Genomic DNA, 19,729 nt, shown 5'->3' on the forward strand with positions numbered 1-19,729 from the left:
GCTACAGCGCTGAAACGGTCCTGACGCGCGAGACGCGCCGCGCCAGCGTCGCCGCCTGGGCGCGGCCATGTGCGGCGATCAGGCCGGCGAGTTCGGCGGTGGCCTGCGAGCGCGGCTGCCAACTCGGGAACAGCAGGCCATAGGCCAGCGCGATCGCCGGCCGGAAGCGGCGCATGACGAAACCCGCCGCACCGCTCGATTCCGCCACGAAGGGGTCGGCCAGCGTCACGCCGAGCCCTGCGGCGGCGAGCTCGCAGGCCACCGCCCCGTTCGGCGCGACGAAGCGTATCCGCGGCTTGCCCTGTTCCGCGCGGAACAGCTGGTCCACCTGCTGGCTCACGAGGGATCGCGGATGCGTCGCCACCAGATCGTGGCGGATCAGTTCCGCCGGCGTGATCACGCTCTCCGCCGCCAGCGGATGGTCTCGCGGCATCACGACGACTGCTTCTGTGCGGCAGAATTCCTCGATCTCTAGTGCCGGATGCACGAGCGGCAGCACGGTGATGCCGAGATCGAAAGCCTCCTGCCCGACCCAGCTTTCGATGTCGAGGCGCACGCGCACGTCGACGGTGGCGCTGAAGGCCGGGTTGCGGCGCGCCATGGCGAGCAGCACCGGCGTCATCAGCGCGCGCACCATGTGCGGCGCCGCGAGCATGCGCACATGGCCCGCCTGCCGGCCTGAGCGCAGCTCCTCGGCAAGACGCTGCAAGCCGTCATGGCCGGCGAGGACGCGTTCGGCCTGGCGATGGAAACGCACGCCCTCCGGCGTCAGGGATAGGCGGCGGTTGTGCCGCGCGAAGAGGGCAAGGCCGAGTTCTGCCTCAAGGCTGGCGAGCAGACGACCGACCTGGGGCGGTGTGCGGCCCAGCCGCTCGGCCGCCTGGGCGATCGAGCCGCCTTCGACGAAGGCCCGCAGGGCCTCCAGCGCACGCTGATTGATCACCTGTCACCTGCGAAAAACGCACGAAATGCACCCCATTATGCATTTGACGCAGCGAAGGGCCAGACATTCACTCGTCACATTCCCCCTCGCGAGGACCAGACCATGCCGGACAGCGATCTCGACAGCCCCGCCTGGGTCGTGCCGCCCGGCGCCTACCTGAAGGCGCGTGAGGTGCCCTTCGCACGGCCGGCCAAGCCGCTGTCGCGATACCTCGCGATGCGCGATGGCTGCCGCATCGCCATCGATGCCTGGCTGCCGGAGGGCGCGACCGGGCCGGTGCCCACGGTCATCATCGCCACCCCGTACTACCGGCGCTTCCGTCTGCGCGAGGGCGGCAGCGGCGACGCGACGCCGAATGCGGGCAAGTTCATCGACCTGCTGGTGCCGCGCGGCTACGCGGTTGTCGTCGTCGATGTGCGCGGCACGGGTGCGAGCTTCGGCACGCGCGACAGCTTCCGCTCTCCCAAGGAGCGCGAGGACAGCCGCGAGATCGCCGACTGGATCATTGCGCAGCCCTGGTCGGACGGGCGCATCGGCGCCACCGGCATTTCCTATCCCGGCGCGGCCTCGGATTTCCTGGCGAGCACCGGGCATCCCGCGGTCAAGGCGATCGCGCCGCTCTTTGCCGTGTGGGACACCTATGCAGACAACTACTATCCGGGCGGCATCCTGCTGAAGCAGCTCGCCCGATCCTATGACGAGCTGATGATCGCCATGGATCACGACCGTCGGGATCTGCTGAAGAACTTCGTCTACTACGCCAATCCCGACCTCGCCGGCCCGCATCCGGTGGATGAGGACACCGAGGGCACGCTCCTTGCCCAGGCGATCCACGAGCATGCCGGCAATTTCCGCCAGCCGGATTTCATGGGCGAGTTCCGCTTCCGCGAGGAACCGCTGCCCTATGATCCGTCCTTCAGCTCTGCCTCCTTCAGCCCCTATTCCGTCAGCGAGGGAATTCGGCCGGATGTGGCGGTCTTCGCCTGTTCCGGCTGGATGGATGGCGCGGGCTACGCGAACGGGGCGATCTCGCGCTTCCTGACGCTGCGCGACAATCCGGTGCATCTGCTGCTCGGTCCCTGGGACCATGGGGCGCGTTGCAACGTCTCGCCCTGGCGGGCGCGGGTGGAACCGGAATTCGCGCTGCTCGGCGAGGTGGTGCGGTTCTTCGACCACTACCTGATGGGGCGCGCGACCGGGCTCGAGGCGGAGGCGCGCATCCACTACTTCAGCCTGCATGGCGAGGAATGGCGCGATGCCGCCGCCTGGCCGCCGGTCGGGGCGACGCAGCGCCTGCATCTCGCACCCGATGCGGGGCTCGCCGATGCCGCGCCGCGCGAGTCAGGCGCCGACACCGCGCAGGCGGATTTCTCGCTCGGGAGCGGCAGTGGCACGCGCTACGAGCGCATCGCTGGCATCAACAGCACGACCTACCATCTAGATTGGGCCGAGCGCGCCGCACCGCTGACCTGCTGGACCTCCGCGCCGCTCGACGCCGAGATGGAACTGACCGGACATGGCTTGGCCGATCTGTGGTTCGCCTGCAGCGAACCGGATGCGTCCATCTTCGTCTATCTGTCGGAGGTCGAGGCGGATGGCAGCGTTCGCTACGTGACCGAAGGGCTGCTGCGCGCACTGCACCGGAAGGAAAGCCCGGCGCCGGACCGCTATCGCACCACCTGGCCATTCCGTAGCTTCCGCCGCGACCATGCCGCGCCGCTGGTGCCCGGCGAGGCGGAGCGTATCCGCATTCCATTGCTGCCGACCTCCTGGGTGTTCCGCAAGGGCAGCCGCATTCGGCTGTCCATCGCCGGCGCGGATGCGGATCACTGCGTGCAGGTGCCGCATGGCCGTCCGCCGCGCTTCACGCTGCTGCGCGGTGATGATCGCGCTTCCGCTATCGAACTGCCGCTGCGGAGGCGGTGATGCAGGCGCCCGCCGAGCGCATCGCCGCCGCACTGGCTGATCCGCAGCAGCCCGGGGCGAGTTTCGCCGCACTCGATGCCGCCTTGCAGGAGGCTGTCGGGCACCGATTCCTGACCATCCTCACCTATCGCTGGGATGAGGGTGTGGCGGAACGCCTCTACAGCAGCCGGCCGGACCTCTATCCCGCGCGCGGGCGAAAGGCGTTCACCGAGGCGCCGACGCAGCGCCGCGTCGCCGAGACGCAACAGCCCTATATCGGGCATGACGCCGATGACATTCGCCGCGACTTTCCCGACCACGACAAGATCTTCGCGCTGGGCTGCGAGAGCATCCTGAACATGCCGGTGCTGTGGCGCGGCCGGGCGCTTGGCCAGGTGAACCTGCTGCACGTGGCGCGGCACTTCACAGCGGACCACCTGCCGGTCGTCCGCACCCTGGTGCAGATGATCATCCCGGCTTTCATCGATGGGGAACTGAGCTGATGCGTGTCCTGCGCCGTACCGTGCTTGCCGCGTTGCCCGGCCTTGTCCTGGCGCGGCCCGGGCTGACACAGGCCCCGCCCGCCTGGCCGCGCGGCGGGCCGATCCGCCTGATCGTGCCCTTCGGCACCGGTGGGGCGACGGACCTCGTGGCCCGCGTCTATGCCGAGGCGATGTCGCGGCATCTCGGCCAGGCTATCGTGGTGGACAACCGGCCCGGCGCCGGCGCGACGATCGGCACCACCGCCGCGGCGCGGTCCCCGGCGGATGGGTACACGCTCGTCGTCTCGACAATCAGCGGCATGGCGGTTGGGCAGACGCTTTATCGCGACCGCATCACCTGGGATGCCGACCGCGATTTCGCGCATATCGGCATGATCCTGCAGACGCCCTGGATGCTGTGCGTGCGTCCGGGCGGCACGATCCGCGACCTTGCCGGCTGGATCGCGGCTGCGCGCGGCGGGCACGGGCTGAATTACGGCACCACGGGCGTCGGCTCCGTCGCCCACCTGCTCGGCGTGCAGCTCGCCGCCGCCGCGCACGTCACCCTGGAGCACGTTCCCTATCGTAGCCTGGCGCAGTCCAGCGCCGACCTGATGAGCGGCACCATCCCCGGCATCATCGAAAGCCTGACGGCGACAAGCGGCTTCATCCGCGCGGGCACCATGCTGCCCCTTGCCAATTCCTCCGCTAGCCGCTCGCCGGGATTTCCCGACGTGCCGACCTTCAGCGAGCTGGGCTTCCCCGGCGTGGTTGCTGATGGCTGGGCCGGGCTGGCCGCGCCGGCCGGGACACCGCGGCCGATCCTCGAAGCGCTGGCGGGAGCGATGCGCGCCGCCCAGGCTGAACCGGCGGTGCGCCAGCGGCTTGACGAGATGTCGAGCACGCCTGGCCAGCTCTACCTGGATGCGGCGCAATCCTTCGTGCGCCGGCAGGTCGCCGACTGGGCGCCGGTGGTGCGGGCATCGGGTGCGACGCCGGATTAGCGGTCCGCCGGCCCTGGCTGTATGGAAGCGAATTCTGCTGCCATGGGCTGCCGGACAAGGGGTGCCACGCGATGCCGGAACGGTTGATCGACTTCAACGCGGATATGGGCGAAGGCTACGGCCCCTGGCGCATGGGCGATGACGCGGCGATGCTCGACATCGTCACCAGCGCGAGCATCGCCTGTGGCGGCCACGCCAGCGATCCCGAGACGATGTTCCGCACGCTGACCCAGGCGCGCGAGCGCGGCGTGACCGTCGGCGCGCATCCCGGCTACCCGGACCGGGAGGGTTTCGGCCGTCGCCGGCTGCCTTACCCGCCGGCCGAGATCGAACGCTTCGTCGCGGCGCAGATTGGTGCGCTGATCGGCATTGGCCACCTGGCCGGCGTGAAGATTGCCTACGTCAAGCCGCATGGCGCGCTCGGCAATGTCGCCGCGGAGGATCGCAGCGTCGCCGAGGCCATCGCGCGCGCCGTGCGTGCCTTCGATGGGCTGGCGGTGCTGGCCATGCCGGGCAGCGAGTTCGAAGCCGCCGCGCGTGCTGCGGGCTTGACGACCTATGCCGAGATCTTCGCCGATCGCGGCTATACGCCACAGGGCCAGCTTGTCCCGCGCAGCCAGCCCGGTGCGATGATCGAGAGCACGGAGGAGGCCGCCGCGCGGCTGCTGCATTTCCTCGATACGGGCCGGATGAGGACGGTGGATGGGGGCGCGGTGCCCCTCGATGCCGTGTCCATCTGCATTCATGGCGACAGCGACCATGCGGTGGCCATGGCGCGTGGCGTGCGTCACGCGCTGGAGAAGGCGGGCGTCACGCTGAAATCCTTCCTGCCGGCCGAACGGATCTGATTGCGGTGCGGCCCGCCCGGTTTCCTCGCCTGCGTCCGGCGGGCGACCAGGGATTGCTGGTCGAGTTCGGGGATACGGTCGATGTCACCGTCAGTGAACGCGTGCTCGCCTTCGATGCGGCGCTGCGGGCACGGCCCTTCGGCGGCTTCACGGAAAGCACACCGTCCTACGCCGCGGTGCTGGTGGGGTACGATCCCATTGAGGTGTCGCCCGGCGAGGTACGCACGCATGTCGAGGCACTGCTCGCGGAGCCGCATCCGCGACTGGCCGACGCGGCGCTCCACGAACTGCCCGTGTGCTACGAACAGCCCTTTGCGCCCGACCTCGCCGAGGTGGCGCAGCGCTGCGGCATGAGCGAGGAAGCGGTGATCGCCGCGCATCTATCGGGCGAATACCGCGTCTTCATGTTCGGCTTTGCGCCAGGCTATGGCTATCTCGGCGGCGTGCCGGAGGCGATCCGCATACCCCGCAAGCCGAACCCGGTGCGAGGCAGGCCCGCGGGCAGCGTCGTGATCGCGGGGCCCATGTGCCTGGTCACGACCGTGACGGCGCCGACGGGATGGTGGCTGATCGGCCGGTCCCCGGCACGGATCGTCGACGTGCATCGCGAACGCCAGTTCCTGTTCGAGGTGGGCGACCAGATCCGCTTCCGCCGCATTGGGCGCGATGAATTCGATGCGCTGGAGAGCGCCCCATGAGCCGCGCCGTCTTCCTTGTCGAGCACGCCGGGCCGCTCACCACGGTGCAGGACCACGGCCGCTTCGGCTATCTGCGCTATGGCGTGACGGAGGCGGGTCCGATGGACCGCCAGGCCTTTGCCATCGCGCAGGCCGCGCTGGGCAATCCGGGGCACGCGGCGGCGATCGAGACGACGATCGGCGGCGTCGCGCTGCGCTGCATCGAGGGCGAGGTGACGGTCGCGAGCGTCGGCGGCGGTTTCCATTGCTTCGTCGATGGCTTGCCGGTTGGGGCCTGGGGCGTGTTCGGTGTCCGCGAAGGATCGTTGCTGTCGGTACGTCCGGGCTACTGGGGAAGCTGGACTTATCTCGCCTTCGCCGGCGACATCGTCGCACCGGCCTGGCTCGGCAGCCGCGCGACCAATGTGCTGTCGGATTTCGGCGGCCTCCGCCTGCAGGCGGGGCAGCATCTTGAGATCCGCGATGCCGAGCGGCGCCTGGCCCGCGAGCGCGACCTTCCTCTGCCGGTGACGTCGCGGCCGCGGCCGGAGGTGCGGTTGGTGCTTGGGCCGCAGGACCGCTTCTTCGCACCGGAGACGATCCGCCGCCTGCTGGGCGAGCCCTTCACCCTCAGCAACGAATACGACCGCATGGGCGTCAGGTTGCAGGGCCCGAAGCTACCGATCGTCGGAACGCTCGACATGCCGTCCGAGGCACTGCCGCGTGGCTCGATGCAGGTGCCTGGCCATGGGGATCCCATCATCCTGATGGCGGACCATCAGACGACGGGCGGCTACCCGAAGGTCGCGGTACTGGCCTCGGCGGACCAGGATGGCTTCGCGCAGCTGCGCAGCCGCGACAGCGTAGCGTTTCGTGCCGTGACGCCGGACCAGGCAGTGTCGGCGGCGCGAACGCGTCGCGGAGCGCTGCAGCAATATCTCGCCGCGCATGGGTGTTTCTGAAACCTGCGGCTGGCACGGTGCCTGGAGCAAAGGAAGCCGTTCAGCGGTCGCGGCCCCATCGAACGATAGAATTGTGGTATAGCTGATCCTCCAACAATCTATTTTCGCGGGGCCTGCAGCCGACGTAACTCCCCCGCCGAACGCCGGAATCCCCGGCCGAGCGGGAGGACCCCATGTCGTCCGACAGGACAAGCGATACCGCGCCCGATTGGCGCCGGGATGTGTTCGATGTGCTCAAGCAAGCGGGTGTCAGGCACATCGCCTATGTGCCCGATGCCGGCCATTCCACCGCGATCCGCCTCGCCGAGGCCGATCCCGACATCACGGCGGTGGTGCTGACGACCGAGGAAGAAGGCATCGGCTACCTCGCCGGCGCCTGGCTTGGCGGTGAGCGCGGGGCCTTGCTGATGCAGTCCTCCGGCGCGGGCAACTGCATCAATACCCTGAGCTTGGTCCAGACCGCGCGCTTCCCCTTCCTGACCGTGGTGACGATGCGTGGCGACTGGGCGGAGTTCAACCCGTGGCAGAACCCGATGGGCCAGGCGACCGAGGCGGCGCTGCGGCTCATGGGCGTGATGACCTGGCGCGCGGACGAGCCACAGCAGGTCGCGCCGCTGCTGCGTGGCGCGGCGACCATGGCCTTCGAAGGCGAAGGCGCCTGTGCGCTGCTGCTTGGGCAAAGGCTGATCGGTGAGAAGGAGTGGGTGAAGTGAGCATCGGCGGGCATCTCGATCGGCGGGCCGTGGTTGCCGATCTGCTCCGGGACCGCGGCGACCTTCTGGTGGTCACGGGCCTTGGTTCTCCCTCCTACGATGTCATGGCGGCAGGGGATCATGACCTGAACTACTACCTATGGGGTGCGATGGGCAGTGCCGTGATGGTTGGCCTCGGCCTCGCCACCGCGCGGCCGGATCGCCCGGTGCTTGTGCTGACAGGCGATGGGGAGGCGCTGATGGGCTTCGGTGCGCTCGCCACCACCGGCATCCGCAAGCCGCGCAACCTGTCCATCGTCATCCTCGACAATGGCCATTTCGGCGAGACCGGCATGCAGCCGAGCCATGCCGGGCAGGGCATCGAACTCCATCGCGTGGCAGAAGCCTGTGGCTTCCCGGTCACCGACCTGGTGACCGAACGCCAGGGCATCGAGCCGCTGCGCCGCCGGATCCATGCGAGGGCAAGCCTGAACCTCGCGGTGGTGAAGATCGAGGCGAAGAACCTTCCCCGCGCGCTGCCACCGCGCGATGGCGTGCATGTAAAGAACCGCTTCCGTCTGGCGCTCGGTTTCAAGCCGGCCTGACGTCCGGCGGACCGCCCCACCTGCTTGCCGCGCCGGCTCCCACCGTGCCAGAGTCGTAAAAAATCGGCCTTTGCCGGCACAAATCACGGTGGGAGCGAGCGGAAATGGACGAGATCAGTCTCAATCGCCGTCGCATGCTTCAAGGTGCGGCGGCCGTTACCCTTGCCGGCAGCCTGCCAGCGGTTGCAGTGGCGCAAGCGACGCCGCGGGAAGCGCCGGATCTCACGGCACTCGTGCAACAGAACCGGCTACCGCCGCTCGCCGAACGTGTCGGCACCGCGCCGCTGCTCGTCACGCCGAATGAGCCCAATCCGCGCTATGGCGGCACGCTCCGCCGCGGCCTGCGCGGTGGGTCGGACCATAACGGGATCCTGCGTCTGGTCGGCAATCAGGGCCTGACCCGCTGGAACATGCAGTTCACGGATGTGCTGCCGGGCGTTGCCCAGTCCTGGGAGGTCAGCCCCGATAGCAAGGTCTTCACCTTCAAGCTGCGTCCCGGAATGCGCTGGTCCGACGGCGCGCCCTTCACCGCGGACGACATCCTGTTCTCGGTGAATGACTGTATCCTGAACACCGAACTCTACCGGTCACCACCCAGCCTGTGGGTGATCGACGGCCAGCCGGTGCGCTGCGAGAAGGTGGACGACACCACGGTGCGCTTCACCTTCGCCGGACCCTATGGGCTGTTCCTGCAGCAGATGGCGACACCGCTCGGCCAGCACCCGACACTGTTCGCCAAGCATTACTGTTCCCGCTTCCATCCGCGCTTCAACCCGGAGCTGCCGGCGGCACTGCGCGCGGCGAATGTCTCCGACTGGGCGCAGCTGTTCCGCCAGCGCTGCGGCGATATCGAGATTCCGTCCCGTTGGTCGAACCCGGAGAAGCCCACGCTCGAACCTTGGGTGATTGAGGAACCCTACCAGGGCGGTGCGACGCGGGTGACGATGCGGCGCAACCCGTTCTTCTGGCAGGTGGATACGGAAGGCCGGCAACTGCCCTATGTCGATCGGCTGAACTTCCAGATCTACCAGGATGTCGAGAGCCTGATGCTCGACGTCATCGGCGGCCGGCTGGATCTGCAGGAACGCCACATCGACACGCTCGCCAACAAGCCGGTCGTCTCGCAGAACCAGCAGCGTGGCGGCTACCGGATGTTCGAGACGGTGGCCTCGCTGTCGAATTCCATGACCATCTACCCGAATATCACCCACAAGGATCCGAAGATGCGGGAGATGCTCGGGAACAAGGATTTCCGACGCGCACTCTCGCTCGGGCTCAACCGGGCGGAGATCGTGGATATCGTCTATCTCGGCCAGAGCGAACCCTGGCAGGTCGGACCCCGCCCGACGCATCCCTGGTATCACGAGAAACTGGCGCGCCAGTTCACCGATCACGATCCAGCCGAGGCGAACCGCATCCTGGACCGCCTGGGCTACAACCGCCGCGACACGCAACGCTTCCGCCTGCGCCCGGACGGGCAGCGCGTGTTCCTGACCATCGACGTGATCACCGCGCTCTACCCGGACAACAATGATGCGCTGGAACTGGTCAAGCGCCACTGGGCCGAGATCGGGATCGACCTGAAGATCAACGCCATCGACCGTTCACTGTACTACACGCGCGGCGACAACAACGATCCGGACATGGCGGTCTGGCCGGGGCCGGGCGGGCTGGAGCCGATGCTCGACCCGCGCGACTATTTCGCGCAGCACCCGCAGGGCACGCGCTACGCCATTCCCTGGGCCGTCTGGTACGCGTCGGGTGGCAAGGAAGGCGCTGAGCCGCCGGATCATCAGAAGGAGCGGATGCGGCTGTATGACGCGGCGCGTTCGACGCCGGATACGGCGGAGCAGGGCCGGCTGATGAAGCAGGTCTTCGACATCGCCGCCGAGCAGTTCGAGTGCCTCGGCGTGGCAATGGCGCCGAATACCTTCGGCGTGGCGTCGAACCGCCTGCGAGGGGTGCCGGCCAGCATGCCGAACAGCTGGTCCTGGCCGCATCCGGGGCCATCCATGCCGCAGCAGTTCTTCTTCACGTCCTGAACGGGGATGGCCCGCTTCATCCTCCGCCGCGTGCTGTGGATGATCCCGTCGCTGCTGGCGGTGAGTTTCCTCGCCTTCTTCCTGATCCAACTGCCACCAGGGGACTACGTCACCACCTATGTCGCGACCTTGGCGGCATCCAACGAGATCGTGGACCAGCGGACCGCGGCGGAACTTCGCGAGCGCTTCGGGCTGAACCAACCCTTCATCGTGCAGTACTGGCTGTGGATCAGCGGCATCCTGCTGCGTGGCGATTTCGGCCTGTCTTTCGAATGGCAGCAGCCGGTCTCCGGGCTGATCTGGGAACGGATGGGCCTGACGCTGCTGCTGACTAGTTCGACATTACTGCTGACCTGGGCCATCGCCCTGCCGATCGGCGTGCTCTCGGCGGTGAGGCAGTACAGCCTCGCGGACTACGTCTTCACCTTCATCGCCTTCCTTGGCCTCGCCATACCCTCCTTCCTGCTCGCCCTCGTGCTCATGTACGTGGCCGTCGTCCATCTCGGGCAGGATGTCTCCGGGCTGTTCAGCGAGGCCTACCAGACAGCGCCATGGTCGCTCGCCAAGGTGCAGGACCTGCTGGCGCATCTCTGGGTGCCGGTCACCATCCTCGCCGTGAACGGCACGGCGGGGCTGATCCGCATCATGCGCGCCAACATGCTGGATGAGCTGCACCGTCCCTATGTCGTCACCGCGCGCGCCAAGGGCCTGTCGGAATTCCGGCTGCTGGTGAAGTACCCGGTCCGGCTGGCGATCAACCCGCTGGTGTCCACCATCGGCTGGATGCTGCCGCAACTGATCTCGGGGGCCACCATCGTCGCCGTGGTGATGAGCCTGCCGATCGCCGGTCCCCTGCTGCTGCAGGCGCTGTTGGCGCAGGACATGTACCTCGCCGGCGCCTTCCTGCTGCTGATGTGCACGCTGACGCTGGTGGGGATGCTGCTCTCCGACATCCTGCTCGCCGTGATCGATCCGCGCATCCGGTTCGACTGATGGACCAGCCGATCACGACGGCGGCGCCGCCGGAACCGCAGCCTGCCGATCAGCGTCTCGCGGTCGCCTCGCAATGGCGACTGATGTGGTGGAGCTTCCGCCGGCACCGCCTGGCGATGATCGGCGGCGTCATCGTCCTGTTCCTCTATCTTGTGGCTGCCATTCCAGGCTTCTTCGCCATCAACGAGCCCGGCCGGCAGAATGCCCGCGCCGTGTTCCATCCCCCGCAGGCGCTGCACTGGATCGACACCGCGGAGGACGGGTCCCGGCGTTTCCGGCCCCATGTCCAGGCGATGCGCATGGTCCGCGATCCCGTGACGCTGGCGCCGAGCTTCCGCCCCGACGGCAATCGCAAGATCTACCTGGCCTTCTTCACCGAGGGATATGAACACCACCTCTTCGGCCTGATCCCGAGCAGCACGCATCTGCTGGCGCCGGAGAACCCCCGCGACCAGGTCTATCTCCTCGGCGCCGACCGGCTGGGGCGCTGCGTGTACAGCCGTATGATGGTGGCAGCGCAGACCTCGCTGGTGATCGGCCTGGCGGGCGTGTTCCTCTCACTCGTCATCGGTCTGATCTTGGGCGGCATATCGGGCTATTACGGCGGTCGGGTCGACTTCGCGGTGCAGCGGGTGATCGAGTTCGTCCTGTCGCTGCCAACCATCCCGATCTGGCTGGCATTGGCCGCAGCGCTGCCGCAGAACTGGCCGCCCGAACGCATCTATCTCACCATCACGATCATCCTCAGCCTGGTGGGCTGGGCGCAGCTCGCCCGCGTCGTGCGGGGCCGCTTCCTGTCGCTGCGGACCGAGGATTTCGTCACCGCCGCGCGGCTCGATGGCGTGTCGGAAAAGCGCATCATCTTCCGCCACATGCTGCCCTCCTTCGCCTCCCACATCATCGCCTCCGTCACGCTTGCCATTCCGGCGATGATCCTGGCCGAGACGGCGCTGTCCTTCCTTGGCCTCGGCTTGCAGCCGCCGGTCATCTCCTGGGGCGTGCTGCTGCGCGAGGCGCAGAACATCCGGTCGATCGCGACGGCGCCATGGCTCTTCGCGCCGGGCGGGGCGGTGGTGCTGGCAGTGCTGGCACTGAACTTCCTGGGCGACGGGCTGCGCGACGCAGCGGACCCGTACCAGAAATGACCGACGACCTGGCGCTCGATATCCAGGATCTGCACGTTTCATTCCCAACGCGCGCGGGGCTGGTGCGGGCGGTGGACGGCGTGTCGCTGTCACTCGCGCGGGGCAAGACCACCTGCGTCGTCGGGGAATCCGGCTCGGGCAAAAGCGTGACGGCCCGCGCCATCCTGCAGATCGTCGATCCACCGGGGCGGATCACCGCGGGACGCATCCTGCTGCGCCGACCGGACCTGCCGGAGCTCGACATCGCCGCGCTGCACCCGCGCAGCCGCGCCATCCGCGAACTGCGCGGCCATGACATCGCGATGATCTTCCAGGAGCCGATGTCCTCCCTCTCGCCCGTGCATCGCATCGGGGACCAGATCGGCGAGGCCGTCCGGCTGCACCTAGGCGTGTCACGGCGCGAGGCGCTTGCTCGCGCGGTGGATTTGCTGGCGCAGGTGGAGATCCCGGACCCGAAGAACGCGGTCGATCGCTACACCTTCGAGTTCTCCGGTGGGATGCGACAGCGGGCAATGATCGCCATGGCGCTGGCCTGCAACCCGTCGGTGCTGATCGCCGACGAACCCACCACCGCGCTTGATGTCACCACCCAGGCAGAGATCCTGGACCTGCTGCGCCGCCTTCAGGATGCCAGCGGCATGACCATGATGTTCATCACCCACGACATGGGCGTGGTGGCTGAGATCGCGCATGACGTGGTCGTCATGGAACGCGGCCAGGTGCGCGAACGCGGCACGGTGCATGACGTGTTTGCGGACCCGCGCGACCCCTACACCCACATGCTGCTCGGCAACGTGACGAAGCTTGAAAGCCCATCTTCCATCCGGCTCGCGCGGCGGTCGCGTCCCGTTGGGCCGCCGGTGCTGAGCCTGCGCGACGTCGAGATGCGCTTCTCCAGCGCCAAGGGCCTGTTCCGCCGCAAGACGAGGGAGGTCCGCGCGGTGGATGGCATCTCTCTCGATGTGAGCGCCGGTGAGACGCTCGGCGTGGTCGGGGAAAGCGGTTCGGGAAAGACGACGCTGGGCCGTTGTATCCTGCGCGTGCTGGACCCGACGGGCGGGAAAATCGACTACCGCAGGCAGGATGGCTCGGTGATCGACCTCGTGACGGCGCGCGACGGCGTGCTGCGCGCGGCCCGGCGCGAGATCCGCATGGTGTTCCAGGATCCCTTCGCGAGCCTCAATCCCCGAATGACGGTCGCGCAGATCGTCGGCGAGCCACTGCTGGTGAACGGGTTGGCGCGCGGCGCGGCGTTGCAGGACAAGGTTGCGTCCCTGCTCGGTCGGGTCGGCATCGATCCCCGCTCGGCGGAGCGCTACCCGCATGCCTTCTCCGGTGGCCAGCGGCAGCGCATCGGCATCGCTCGTGCCCTGGCGCTGTCGCCGCGCGTGATCGTCGCCGACGAACCGACCTCGGCGCTTGACGTGTCGATCCGCGCGCGGACGCTCGACCTGTTGCTGGAATTGCAGGATGAGCTCGATCTCGCGCTGATCCTGATCAGCCACGACATCTCGGTGATCCGCTACATGTGCGACCGGGTGGCCGTGATGCATCGCGGCCGGGTGGTGGAGACCGGCGAGACGCTGCAGGTCTGCGACGATCCGCAGCATGCCTATACGCGGGCCTTGCTCTCGGCCGTACCGCGGCCCGACCCGGCCGCGCGGCGCATGCATCTGCGGCATCGCTACACGGAGGGGTAGCGCCGACTTCGCCGCGGCGGAACTGTCCGCCAGGCGAGCATCGCCGGCAGTGCCCCCTGGTCCGGCAAGCCCCGCCCATCATAGCGTTCCAGTCTGCGGCGGCTGCCTCCGCTGCTTCAGGGGATCGATCCGATGATGCAGTTGTCCCGGCGTATCACGACCACCCTGGCGGCCCTGGGCAGCCTTCTTGTCTTCAGCGGCCCGACGCAGGCGCAGGACGCCTATCCCACCCGGCCGGTGCGTATCATCGTTTCCTTCGCCCCTGGTGGCGGCGCCGACATCATGGCGCGCCTGCTCGCCGTGCCGCTCGCGCGCGAACTCGGCCAGCCGGTGGTGGTGGAGAACCGCGCAGGCGGCGGCGGCGTGATCGGTACGGAGGCCTGCGCCCGCGCGCCGGCGGATGGCTATACGCTCTGCTTCGGATCGACCACGACGCATTCCATCATCCCGCATCTCCAGCAGGGGCTGACCTGGGATGCGATCCGCGACTTCACCCACATCACCAATCTCGGCTTCCAGCCGAACGTGCTCGCGGTGAATCCCGCCCTACCAATCCGCACGATGCCTGAACTGATCGAATGGGCGCGGCGCAATCGCGGCGCGGCCTATGGAACCAGTGGCGTCGGCACCTCGAACCATTTGGCGGGCGAATATCTCAGCCGGCAGTTCGACCTCCAGCTCAACCATGTCGCCTATCGCGGCGGCAACCTCGCGCAGCAGGATGCCGCGGCGGGCCAGATCCCGATCGTCATCGACCAGATCACTGCCATGCTGCCGCTGATCCAGGCCGGAAGGCTGCGGCCCATCGTCATCGCCGGCAGCCGTGGCCGTTCCTCCCTGCTGCCGGATGTGCCCAACATCACCGAAGGCACGCTGCCGGATTTCCGCGTCGAGTCGTACCAGGCGCTGTTCGGCCCGGCCGGCCTGCCGCCAGCGGTGCTCGACCGCATCTATGGCGCGGTGGTGAAGGCGGTGAACAATTCCGACGTGCGTCAGCGCTTCATCGAGATGGGAACCGAGCCGGTGCTGAGCACGCCGGCCGAGTTCACCGCCTACCTGCGCGAGACCTCGCCCATGTATCAGCGCCTGGTCGAGATCTCCGGCGCGCGCGTGAACTGATGGCGTCGCCGCCGCGGCGCGACGACAATGTCCGTGCCGTCCGGCGCGCGCTCGACCTGCTGGCGACGATCAACGCATCGCGTGGCGCGACAGTGCCGGAACTCGTGCGCGACAGCGGAATCCCGCGCCCAACCGTCCTGCGATTGCTCGCGACGCTGGCCGACGCCGGCTACGTGCTCCGCGCGCCGCTGGGGCGGCGATGGGAGGTGACGCCGCGTGTCGCGCGCCTTGCCTCCGGTTTCAACTTCGACACCTGGCTCGCGGCGACCTCCGCGCCGATCCTCGTCGAGCTCCTAGGCAAGGTCGGCTGGCCGAGCGATGTGATGATGCTGGGCGGCACCGAGATCCACGTCCGTGCCTCCAACCGCCCGCAATGCGGCGTGGCCATCGAGGCCAACTTCCAGGGCATGCGCTCGCCCCTGGCGCAATCCGCCTCTGGCCGCGCCTATCTTGCCTGGTGCCCGGAGGCGGAGCGACGGCGCCTGCTGGCCCTCTGCGTGCCGCGGGCGCAGGAACGCGCCGTGGTGCGGGAGCTCGAGGCGACACGCCGCCGGGGCTACGGGATGCGGGACGTGTCGCTAAAGCCGCCGGTCGGCGCCATTGCCGTGCCGGTGATGCTTGGCGCTTCGGTGGCCTGCGTGCTCGACCTCGTCTTCCTGCCACGCGTGGAGCCGGTCGAGCGCATCGCGGCGCGATGCCTCATCCCGTTGCGTGAGGCCGCGTCCGCACTTTCCGCCGCATTCGCGACGCTGCACGGATCGGTGGCCGCTGCTCACCCTGCGGACAATCCCCCCGTTGCCGCTGGCCAGGGCGCTGCCGACGCCTGACCATGACGACGACATGGCAGAGGCTGCGAAGACAGGCATGATCCGCATCGCCACCGATATCGGCGGAACCTTTACCGACATTGCCCTCGATGCTGGGGGTAGACTCGTCACGGGGAAGGTGCTGACCACGCCTGCCGCGCCAGAGCAAGGCGTATTGCAGGGTGTGCGGCAGCTGCTCGCCGAGGCCGGCGTCGCGCCCGGTGAGGTTGGACTTTTCCTGCACGGTACGACGCTCGCCACTAATGCGGTGATCGAGCGCAAGGGCGCGCGCACGGCCCTGGTCATGACTGAAGGCTTCACCGACACCCCCGAGATCGGCCGCGAACATCGCTTCGACCAGTACAATCTCTATCTCGAGAAGCCGGCGCCACTGGTGCCGCGCGAACGCCGCTTCGGGCTGCGCGAACGCATCGACGCCGATGGCGGCGTGGTGGAGCCGCTGGCCGAAGGTGAGGTCGCGCGCATCGCCGGGCTGCTGCGCGACAGCGGGGCGACCGCCGTCGCGGTCTGCCTGCTGCACAGCTACGCCAACCCGGCGCATGAGGAGCAACTTGCCGCGGGCTTGGCGCGACTGCTGCCGGGCGTGCGGGTCTCGCTGTCCTGCCGCGTGTCGCCGCTGATCGGCGAGTATGAACGCTGCTCGACCACCTGCGCGAATGCCTATGTGCAGCCGCTCGTCGCCTCCTACCTCGCACGCATGCAGGACGGGCTGCGCGGCCTCGGTATCGCCGCGCCGGTGCTGGTGATGATGTCGGAAGGGGCGCTCGCCTCGGTCGAGACAGCCGCGCGGCTGCCGGTGCGGTTGATCGAAAGCGGCCCGGCCGGGGGCGCGATGCTCGCGGCGGCAGTGGCACGGCGGCTCGGCCGCGATCGCCTCGTCGCGTTCGACATGGGTGGCACCACGGCGAAGATCTGTCTGATCGAGAACGGCCGCCCAACGCAGGAGAGCAGCTTCGAGGCCGACCGCGTCTACCGCTTCAAGAAGGGCAGCGGCCTGCCGCTGCGCATTCCGGTCGTGGAATTGGTGGAGATCGGCGCGGGTGGCGGGTCCATCGCGCGTGTGGACGGGGCCGGCCGCCTGCTGGTCGGCCCGGAGAGCGCCGGTGCCGATCCCGGCCCGGCCTGCTACGGGCGCGGCGGGAACCGGCCGACGGTCACGGACGCGGACCTGCTGCTCGGCCGCATCACCCCGGCGCGCTTCGCGGGCGGTCGCCTGGCGCTCGACCGCGACGCGGCGGCGCAAGCGATAGGCGGGACGCTTTCTGGCGCACTCGGCCTGCCCGGCGATGCATCCGCTGCGGCGGTGGCCGAGGTTGTGGAGGAGGCGATGGCTTCGGCCGCGCGCACCTATGCTGCCGAGAAGGGCAGCGACCTCGAAGGGTGGACGTTGCTCGCCTTCGGTGGTGCGGCAGGGCTGCACGCGGCGGGCGTGGCGCGGCGGCTTGGCATCGGGGAGATCGTCCTGCCGCCCAATGCCGGGGTCGGCTCGGCGATCGGCTTCCTGGTGGCGCCCGCGGCGTTCACCGTGAAGCGCAGCGCATTCGCGCCGCTCGCGCTGTTGTCGCCGGTCAGCGTCGCGGCGATCCGTCAATCGATGCGGGAGGAGGCGCAGGCGATGCTGCAGGGCCTCGGCAACCTGGACGACGCCGAGGAGACCTGGACCGTGGACCTTCGCTACACCGGCCAGGGCACCGAGATCACGCTGCCGCTCGAACCCGATCCGATCGCAACCCTGGCCGAGCGCCTGGGCGATACCTTCGAGGCCGAATACCTGCGTCGCCTCGGCCTGCTGCCGCAGGGCGTACCGATCGAGGTCGCAGCCTGGAGCCTGACCGTCACTCTGCGCGCCGAACCAACCGAGGTGCTGGCGGCACCGCCGCGCGACGGCGCGGTGCAGGATGCCGGCGAGGCGCGGCTCTATGACCTCGAAACCGGCGACGCCCGCGCAGCGAGCCTCGTCGAACGCGCGGCGCTGAGACCCGGCGGTGACCTCCATGGTCCCGCGCTGCTCGTCGAGGACCACACCACCCTGGTCATCCCATCCGGTATGACGGCGCGCTGCGATGCCGAGGGCTTCGTCTTCCTGCGCAACGAAGGACACACCGCATGACCGGGCAGGTTCTCACCACGCGCCAGGCGATCGCCATGCAGGTCATGTGGGGCCGGCTGCTCAGCGTGGTGGAGGAACAGGCGCAGACGCTGATCCGCACTTCCTTCAGCCCGGTCACGCGCGATGCCGGGGATCTTTCGGCCGGTATCTTCACGCCGGACGGGCTGATGATGGCGCAGGCCGTCACCGGCACGCCGGGGCATGTGAATGCGATGGCACGTTCGGTCGGGCATTTCCTCGCCGCGATTCCTGTCGAGGATTGGAACGAAGGCGACGTCGCCATCACCAACGACCCCTGGATCGGCACCGGTCATCTCAACGACTTCTGCGTTGTCACGCCGGTCTTCCGACGCGGCCGGCTGGTTGGCTTCTTTGCCAGCACGACGCATATCGTCGATGTCGGTGGCCAGGGCATCGGCTTCGACGGGCGCGACGTGTTCCATGAGGGCATCCGCATCCCCGTGCTGCGCTTCCTGCGCCAGGGCAGGCCGGACGCGCATGTCGAGCAGATCCTGCGCGCCAATGTCCGCTTCCCGGACCAGTTGATGGGCGAGCTCTTCGCCCTGATCGCGGCGAATGAGGGTGGCTGCCGCGCGTTGCTGCGCATGTGCGACGAGTTCGCGCTGGACGACCTCAAGACCCTCGCGACCTTTATCTTCGAGCGTTCCGCGGCGGGCATGCGCGCAGCCGTCGCATCCTTGCCGGAAGGCCGTTTCGAGACCGCGATGCGCATCGACCTGATCGGCGAACCGATCGAGGTGACGGCAACCATGACGGTGGCGGGCGGGACGATCTCGCTCGATTTCGGCGGCGAGCTCACGCCACATCCGCGCGGCGTCAACGTGCCCTTCTGCTACACGGAGGCCTATGCCGCCTTCGGCGTGCGCTGCATCGTCGGGCCGGACATTCCGAACAACGCGGCGTCGCTGGATGCGGTGCGGATCTCGGCGCCCGAGGGGTCCATCCTGAATGCGACCTTCCCCGCGCCGGTCGCCTCGCGCCACATCCTCGGGCACATGATGGCGGATCTTGCGCTGGGCTGTCTTGCCGCTGCAGCGCCGGAGCGCGTGCCGGCCGAGCACAGCGGCACGCTGTGGAACCTGCGGCTTGCGCGCGGCGAGGGCCCGCGGCCGTTCAACATCCTCTGCTTCCACAGCGGCGGCGGCGGCGCGCGGCCGTCGCAGGATGGGCTGGCGGCGACCGCCTACCCCAGCGGCGTGCAGGCCATCCCCGTCGAGGTCAGCGAACGCGCCGCGCCGATCCTGTACCGCCGGCGTGCGCTGCGGCCGGATTCCGGCGGTGCCGGGACATGGCGCGGGGGTCTCGGCCAGGTGATCGAAGTCGCTCCGCGCGATGGCTCGCCCGTTGAGGTCGGGGCGAGCTTCCAGCGCGTCCTGACACCCGCGCGCGGGCGGCAGGGCGGGCAGGACGGCGCGCCGGGCATGGTGCGCCTGTCCTCCGGCAAGCCGTTCAAGGCGGCCGGCCGGCAGCCGATCCCCGCAGGCGACAGCCTGATCGTGGAGACACCCGGCGGCGGCGGCTACGGCGATCCCCGCCAACGCGCGCCGGAGCGCGTGGCGGACGACGTGCGGCGCGGCCTCGTCTCGCCCGGCGCTGCGCTGCGCGACCACGGCGTCAGCCTGGACGATCTGGCGACGCGAACGTAGCGGCCGAT

Annotated in this window: 17 protein-coding genes; 16 read left to right on the plus strand and 1 reads right to left on the minus strand. The window is 68.7% G+C overall.

Going from position 1 to position 19,729, the window contains the following annotated elements:
• Position 1: 1 nt before the first annotated feature.
• Positions 2–943, minus strand: coding sequence for a LysR family transcriptional regulator (locus AC2YHJ_RS00210; RefSeq protein WP_487393278.1), 942 nt, complete (start codon positions 941–943; stop codon positions 2–4).
• Positions 944–1,045: 102 nt separating this feature from the next.
• Here AC2YHJ_RS00210 and AC2YHJ_RS00215 point away from each other — a divergent pair, with 102 nt between their 5' ends.
• From AC2YHJ_RS00215 to AC2YHJ_RS00290, 16 genes are all read left to right on the plus strand, one after another.
• The gene (locus AC2YHJ_RS00215; RefSeq protein ID WP_487393279.1) at positions 1,046–2,869 is read left to right on the plus strand and encodes a CocE/NonD family hydrolase; all 1,824 of its coding nucleotides are present in this window, start codon (positions 1,046–1,048) and stop codon (positions 2,867–2,869) included.
• On the plus strand, positions 2,869–3,351 hold the full coding sequence (locus AC2YHJ_RS00220; RefSeq protein WP_487393281.1) for a GAF domain-containing protein: 483 nt from the start codon (positions 2,869–2,871) through the stop codon (positions 3,349–3,351). The genes AC2YHJ_RS00215 and AC2YHJ_RS00220 overlap by 1 nt, the downstream gene beginning before the upstream one ends.
• Positions 3,351–4,334 carry a Bug family tripartite tricarboxylate transporter substrate binding protein gene (locus tag AC2YHJ_RS00225; RefSeq protein ID WP_487393282.1) on the plus strand — a complete coding sequence of 328 codons (984 nt, stop codon included), beginning with the start codon at positions 3,351–3,353 and terminating at the stop codon, positions 4,332–4,334. The genes AC2YHJ_RS00220 and AC2YHJ_RS00225 overlap by 1 nt, the downstream gene beginning before the upstream one ends.
• A gap of 71 nt (positions 4,335–4,405) precedes the next feature.
• Positions 4,406–5,182 carry a LamB/YcsF family protein gene (locus AC2YHJ_RS00230; protein ID WP_487393283.1) on the plus strand — a complete coding sequence of 259 codons (777 nt, stop codon included), beginning with the start codon at positions 4,406–4,408 and terminating at the stop codon, positions 5,180–5,182.
• 5 nt (positions 5,183–5,187) lie between these two features.
• The gene (locus AC2YHJ_RS00235; RefSeq protein WP_487393284.1) at positions 5,188–5,880 is read left to right on the plus strand and encodes a 5-oxoprolinase subunit B family protein; all 693 of its coding nucleotides are present in this window, start codon (positions 5,188–5,190) and stop codon (positions 5,878–5,880) included.
• The gene (locus AC2YHJ_RS00240) at positions 5,877–6,821 is read left to right on the plus strand and encodes a 5-oxoprolinase subunit C family protein (RefSeq protein ID WP_487393285.1); all 945 of its coding nucleotides are present in this window, start codon (positions 5,877–5,879) and stop codon (positions 6,819–6,821) included. The genes AC2YHJ_RS00235 and AC2YHJ_RS00240 overlap by 4 nt, the downstream gene beginning before the upstream one ends.
• A gap of 173 nt (positions 6,822–6,994) precedes the next feature.
• Positions 6,995–7,534 (plus strand): thiamine pyrophosphate-binding protein, encoded by a 540-nt coding sequence (locus AC2YHJ_RS00245; protein WP_487393286.1) that lies wholly within the window; start codon positions 6,995–6,997, stop codon positions 7,532–7,534.
• On the plus strand, positions 7,531–8,118 hold the full coding sequence (locus tag AC2YHJ_RS00250; protein ID WP_487393287.1) for a thiamine pyrophosphate-dependent enzyme: 588 nt from the start codon (positions 7,531–7,533) through the stop codon (positions 8,116–8,118). Before AC2YHJ_RS00245 ends, AC2YHJ_RS00250 begins: the two co-directional genes overlap by 4 nt.
• Positions 8,119–8,222: 104 nt before the next feature.
• On the plus strand, positions 8,223–10,160 hold the full coding sequence (locus AC2YHJ_RS00255; protein ID WP_487393288.1) for an ABC transporter substrate-binding protein: 1,938 nt from the start codon (positions 8,223–8,225) through the stop codon (positions 10,158–10,160).
• Between the two features lie 6 nt (positions 10,161–10,166).
• Positions 10,167–11,153 carry an ABC transporter permease gene (locus AC2YHJ_RS00260; protein ID WP_487393289.1) on the plus strand — a complete coding sequence of 329 codons (987 nt, stop codon included), beginning with the start codon at positions 10,167–10,169 and terminating at the stop codon, positions 11,151–11,153.
• Positions 11,153–12,298: an ABC transporter permease gene (locus AC2YHJ_RS00265; protein ID WP_487393290.1), complete on the plus strand. Its 1,146-nt coding sequence runs from the start codon at positions 11,153–11,155 to the stop codon at positions 12,296–12,298. The genes AC2YHJ_RS00260 and AC2YHJ_RS00265 overlap by 1 nt, the downstream gene beginning before the upstream one ends.
• Positions 12,295–13,998: a dipeptide ABC transporter ATP-binding protein gene (locus AC2YHJ_RS00270; RefSeq protein ID WP_487393291.1), complete on the plus strand. Its 1,704-nt coding sequence runs from the start codon at positions 12,295–12,297 to the stop codon at positions 13,996–13,998. The genes AC2YHJ_RS00265 and AC2YHJ_RS00270 overlap by 4 nt, the downstream gene beginning before the upstream one ends.
• A gap of 132 nt (positions 13,999–14,130) precedes the next feature.
• Positions 14,131–15,117, plus strand: a complete 987-nt coding sequence (locus AC2YHJ_RS00275) for a Bug family tripartite tricarboxylate transporter substrate binding protein (RefSeq protein WP_487393292.1) — start codon at positions 14,131–14,133, stop codon at positions 15,115–15,117.
• Positions 15,117–15,944, plus strand: coding sequence for a helix-turn-helix domain-containing protein (locus AC2YHJ_RS00280; protein WP_487393294.1), 828 nt, complete (start codon positions 15,117–15,119; stop codon positions 15,942–15,944). The genes AC2YHJ_RS00275 and AC2YHJ_RS00280 overlap by 1 nt, the downstream gene beginning before the upstream one ends.
• 37 nt (positions 15,945–15,981) lie before the next feature.
• On the plus strand, positions 15,982–18,054 hold the full coding sequence (locus AC2YHJ_RS00285) for a hydantoinase/oxoprolinase family protein (RefSeq protein WP_487393295.1): 2,073 nt from the start codon (positions 15,982–15,984) through the stop codon (positions 18,052–18,054).
• Positions 18,051–19,721 carry a hydantoinase B/oxoprolinase family protein gene (locus tag AC2YHJ_RS00290; protein WP_487393296.1) on the plus strand — a complete coding sequence of 557 codons (1,671 nt, stop codon included), beginning with the start codon at positions 18,051–18,053 and terminating at the stop codon, positions 19,719–19,721. Before AC2YHJ_RS00285 ends, AC2YHJ_RS00290 begins: the two co-directional genes overlap by 4 nt.
• Positions 19,722–19,729 lie beyond the last annotated feature (8 nt).

Source organism: Roseomonas sp. SRI_022 (assembly GCF_057586215.1).

What these genes read in the sequence shown, in the direction of transcription:
- AC2YHJ_RS00290 (WP_487393296.1), top strand. Translation starts at nt 18,051, where the DNA reads ATGACCGGGCAGGTTCTCACCACGCGCCAGGCGATCGCCATGCAGGTC.
- AC2YHJ_RS00240 (WP_487393285.1), top strand. Translation starts at nt 5,877, where the DNA reads ATGAGCCGCGCCGTCTTCCTTGTCGAGCACGCCGGGCCGCTCACCACG.
- AC2YHJ_RS00270 (WP_487393291.1), top strand. Translation starts at nt 12,295, where the DNA reads ATGACCGACGACCTGGCGCTCGATATCCAGGATCTGCACGTTTCATTC.
- AC2YHJ_RS00275 (WP_487393292.1), top strand. Translation starts at nt 14,131, where the DNA reads ATGATGCAGTTGTCCCGGCGTATCACGACCACCCTGGCGGCCCTGGGC.
- AC2YHJ_RS00230 (WP_487393283.1), top strand. Translation starts at nt 4,406, where the DNA reads ATGCCGGAACGGTTGATCGACTTCAACGCGGATATGGGCGAAGGCTAC.
- AC2YHJ_RS00245 (WP_487393286.1), top strand. Translation starts at nt 6,995, where the DNA reads ATGTCGTCCGACAGGACAAGCGATACCGCGCCCGATTGGCGCCGGGAT.
- AC2YHJ_RS00265 (WP_487393290.1), top strand. Translation starts at nt 11,153, where the DNA reads ATGGACCAGCCGATCACGACGGCGGCGCCGCCGGAACCGCAGCCTGCC.
- AC2YHJ_RS00285 (WP_487393295.1), top strand. Translation starts at nt 15,982, where the DNA reads ATGATCCGCATCGCCACCGATATCGGCGGAACCTTTACCGACATTGCC.
- AC2YHJ_RS00225 (WP_487393282.1), top strand. Translation starts at nt 3,351, where the DNA reads ATGCGTGTCCTGCGCCGTACCGTGCTTGCCGCGTTGCCCGGCCTTGTC.
- AC2YHJ_RS00215 (WP_487393279.1), top strand. Translation starts at nt 1,046, where the DNA reads ATGCCGGACAGCGATCTCGACAGCCCCGCCTGGGTCGTGCCGCCCGGC.
- AC2YHJ_RS00220 (WP_487393281.1), top strand. Translation starts at nt 2,869, where the DNA reads ATGCAGGCGCCCGCCGAGCGCATCGCCGCCGCACTGGCTGATCCGCAG.
- AC2YHJ_RS00260 (WP_487393289.1), top strand. Translation starts at nt 10,167, where the DNA reads ATGGCCCGCTTCATCCTCCGCCGCGTGCTGTGGATGATCCCGTCGCTG.
- AC2YHJ_RS00280 (WP_487393294.1), top strand. Translation starts at nt 15,117, where the DNA reads ATGGCGTCGCCGCCGCGGCGCGACGACAATGTCCGTGCCGTCCGGCGC.
- AC2YHJ_RS00255 (WP_487393288.1), top strand. Translation starts at nt 8,223, where the DNA reads ATGGACGAGATCAGTCTCAATCGCCGTCGCATGCTTCAAGGTGCGGCG.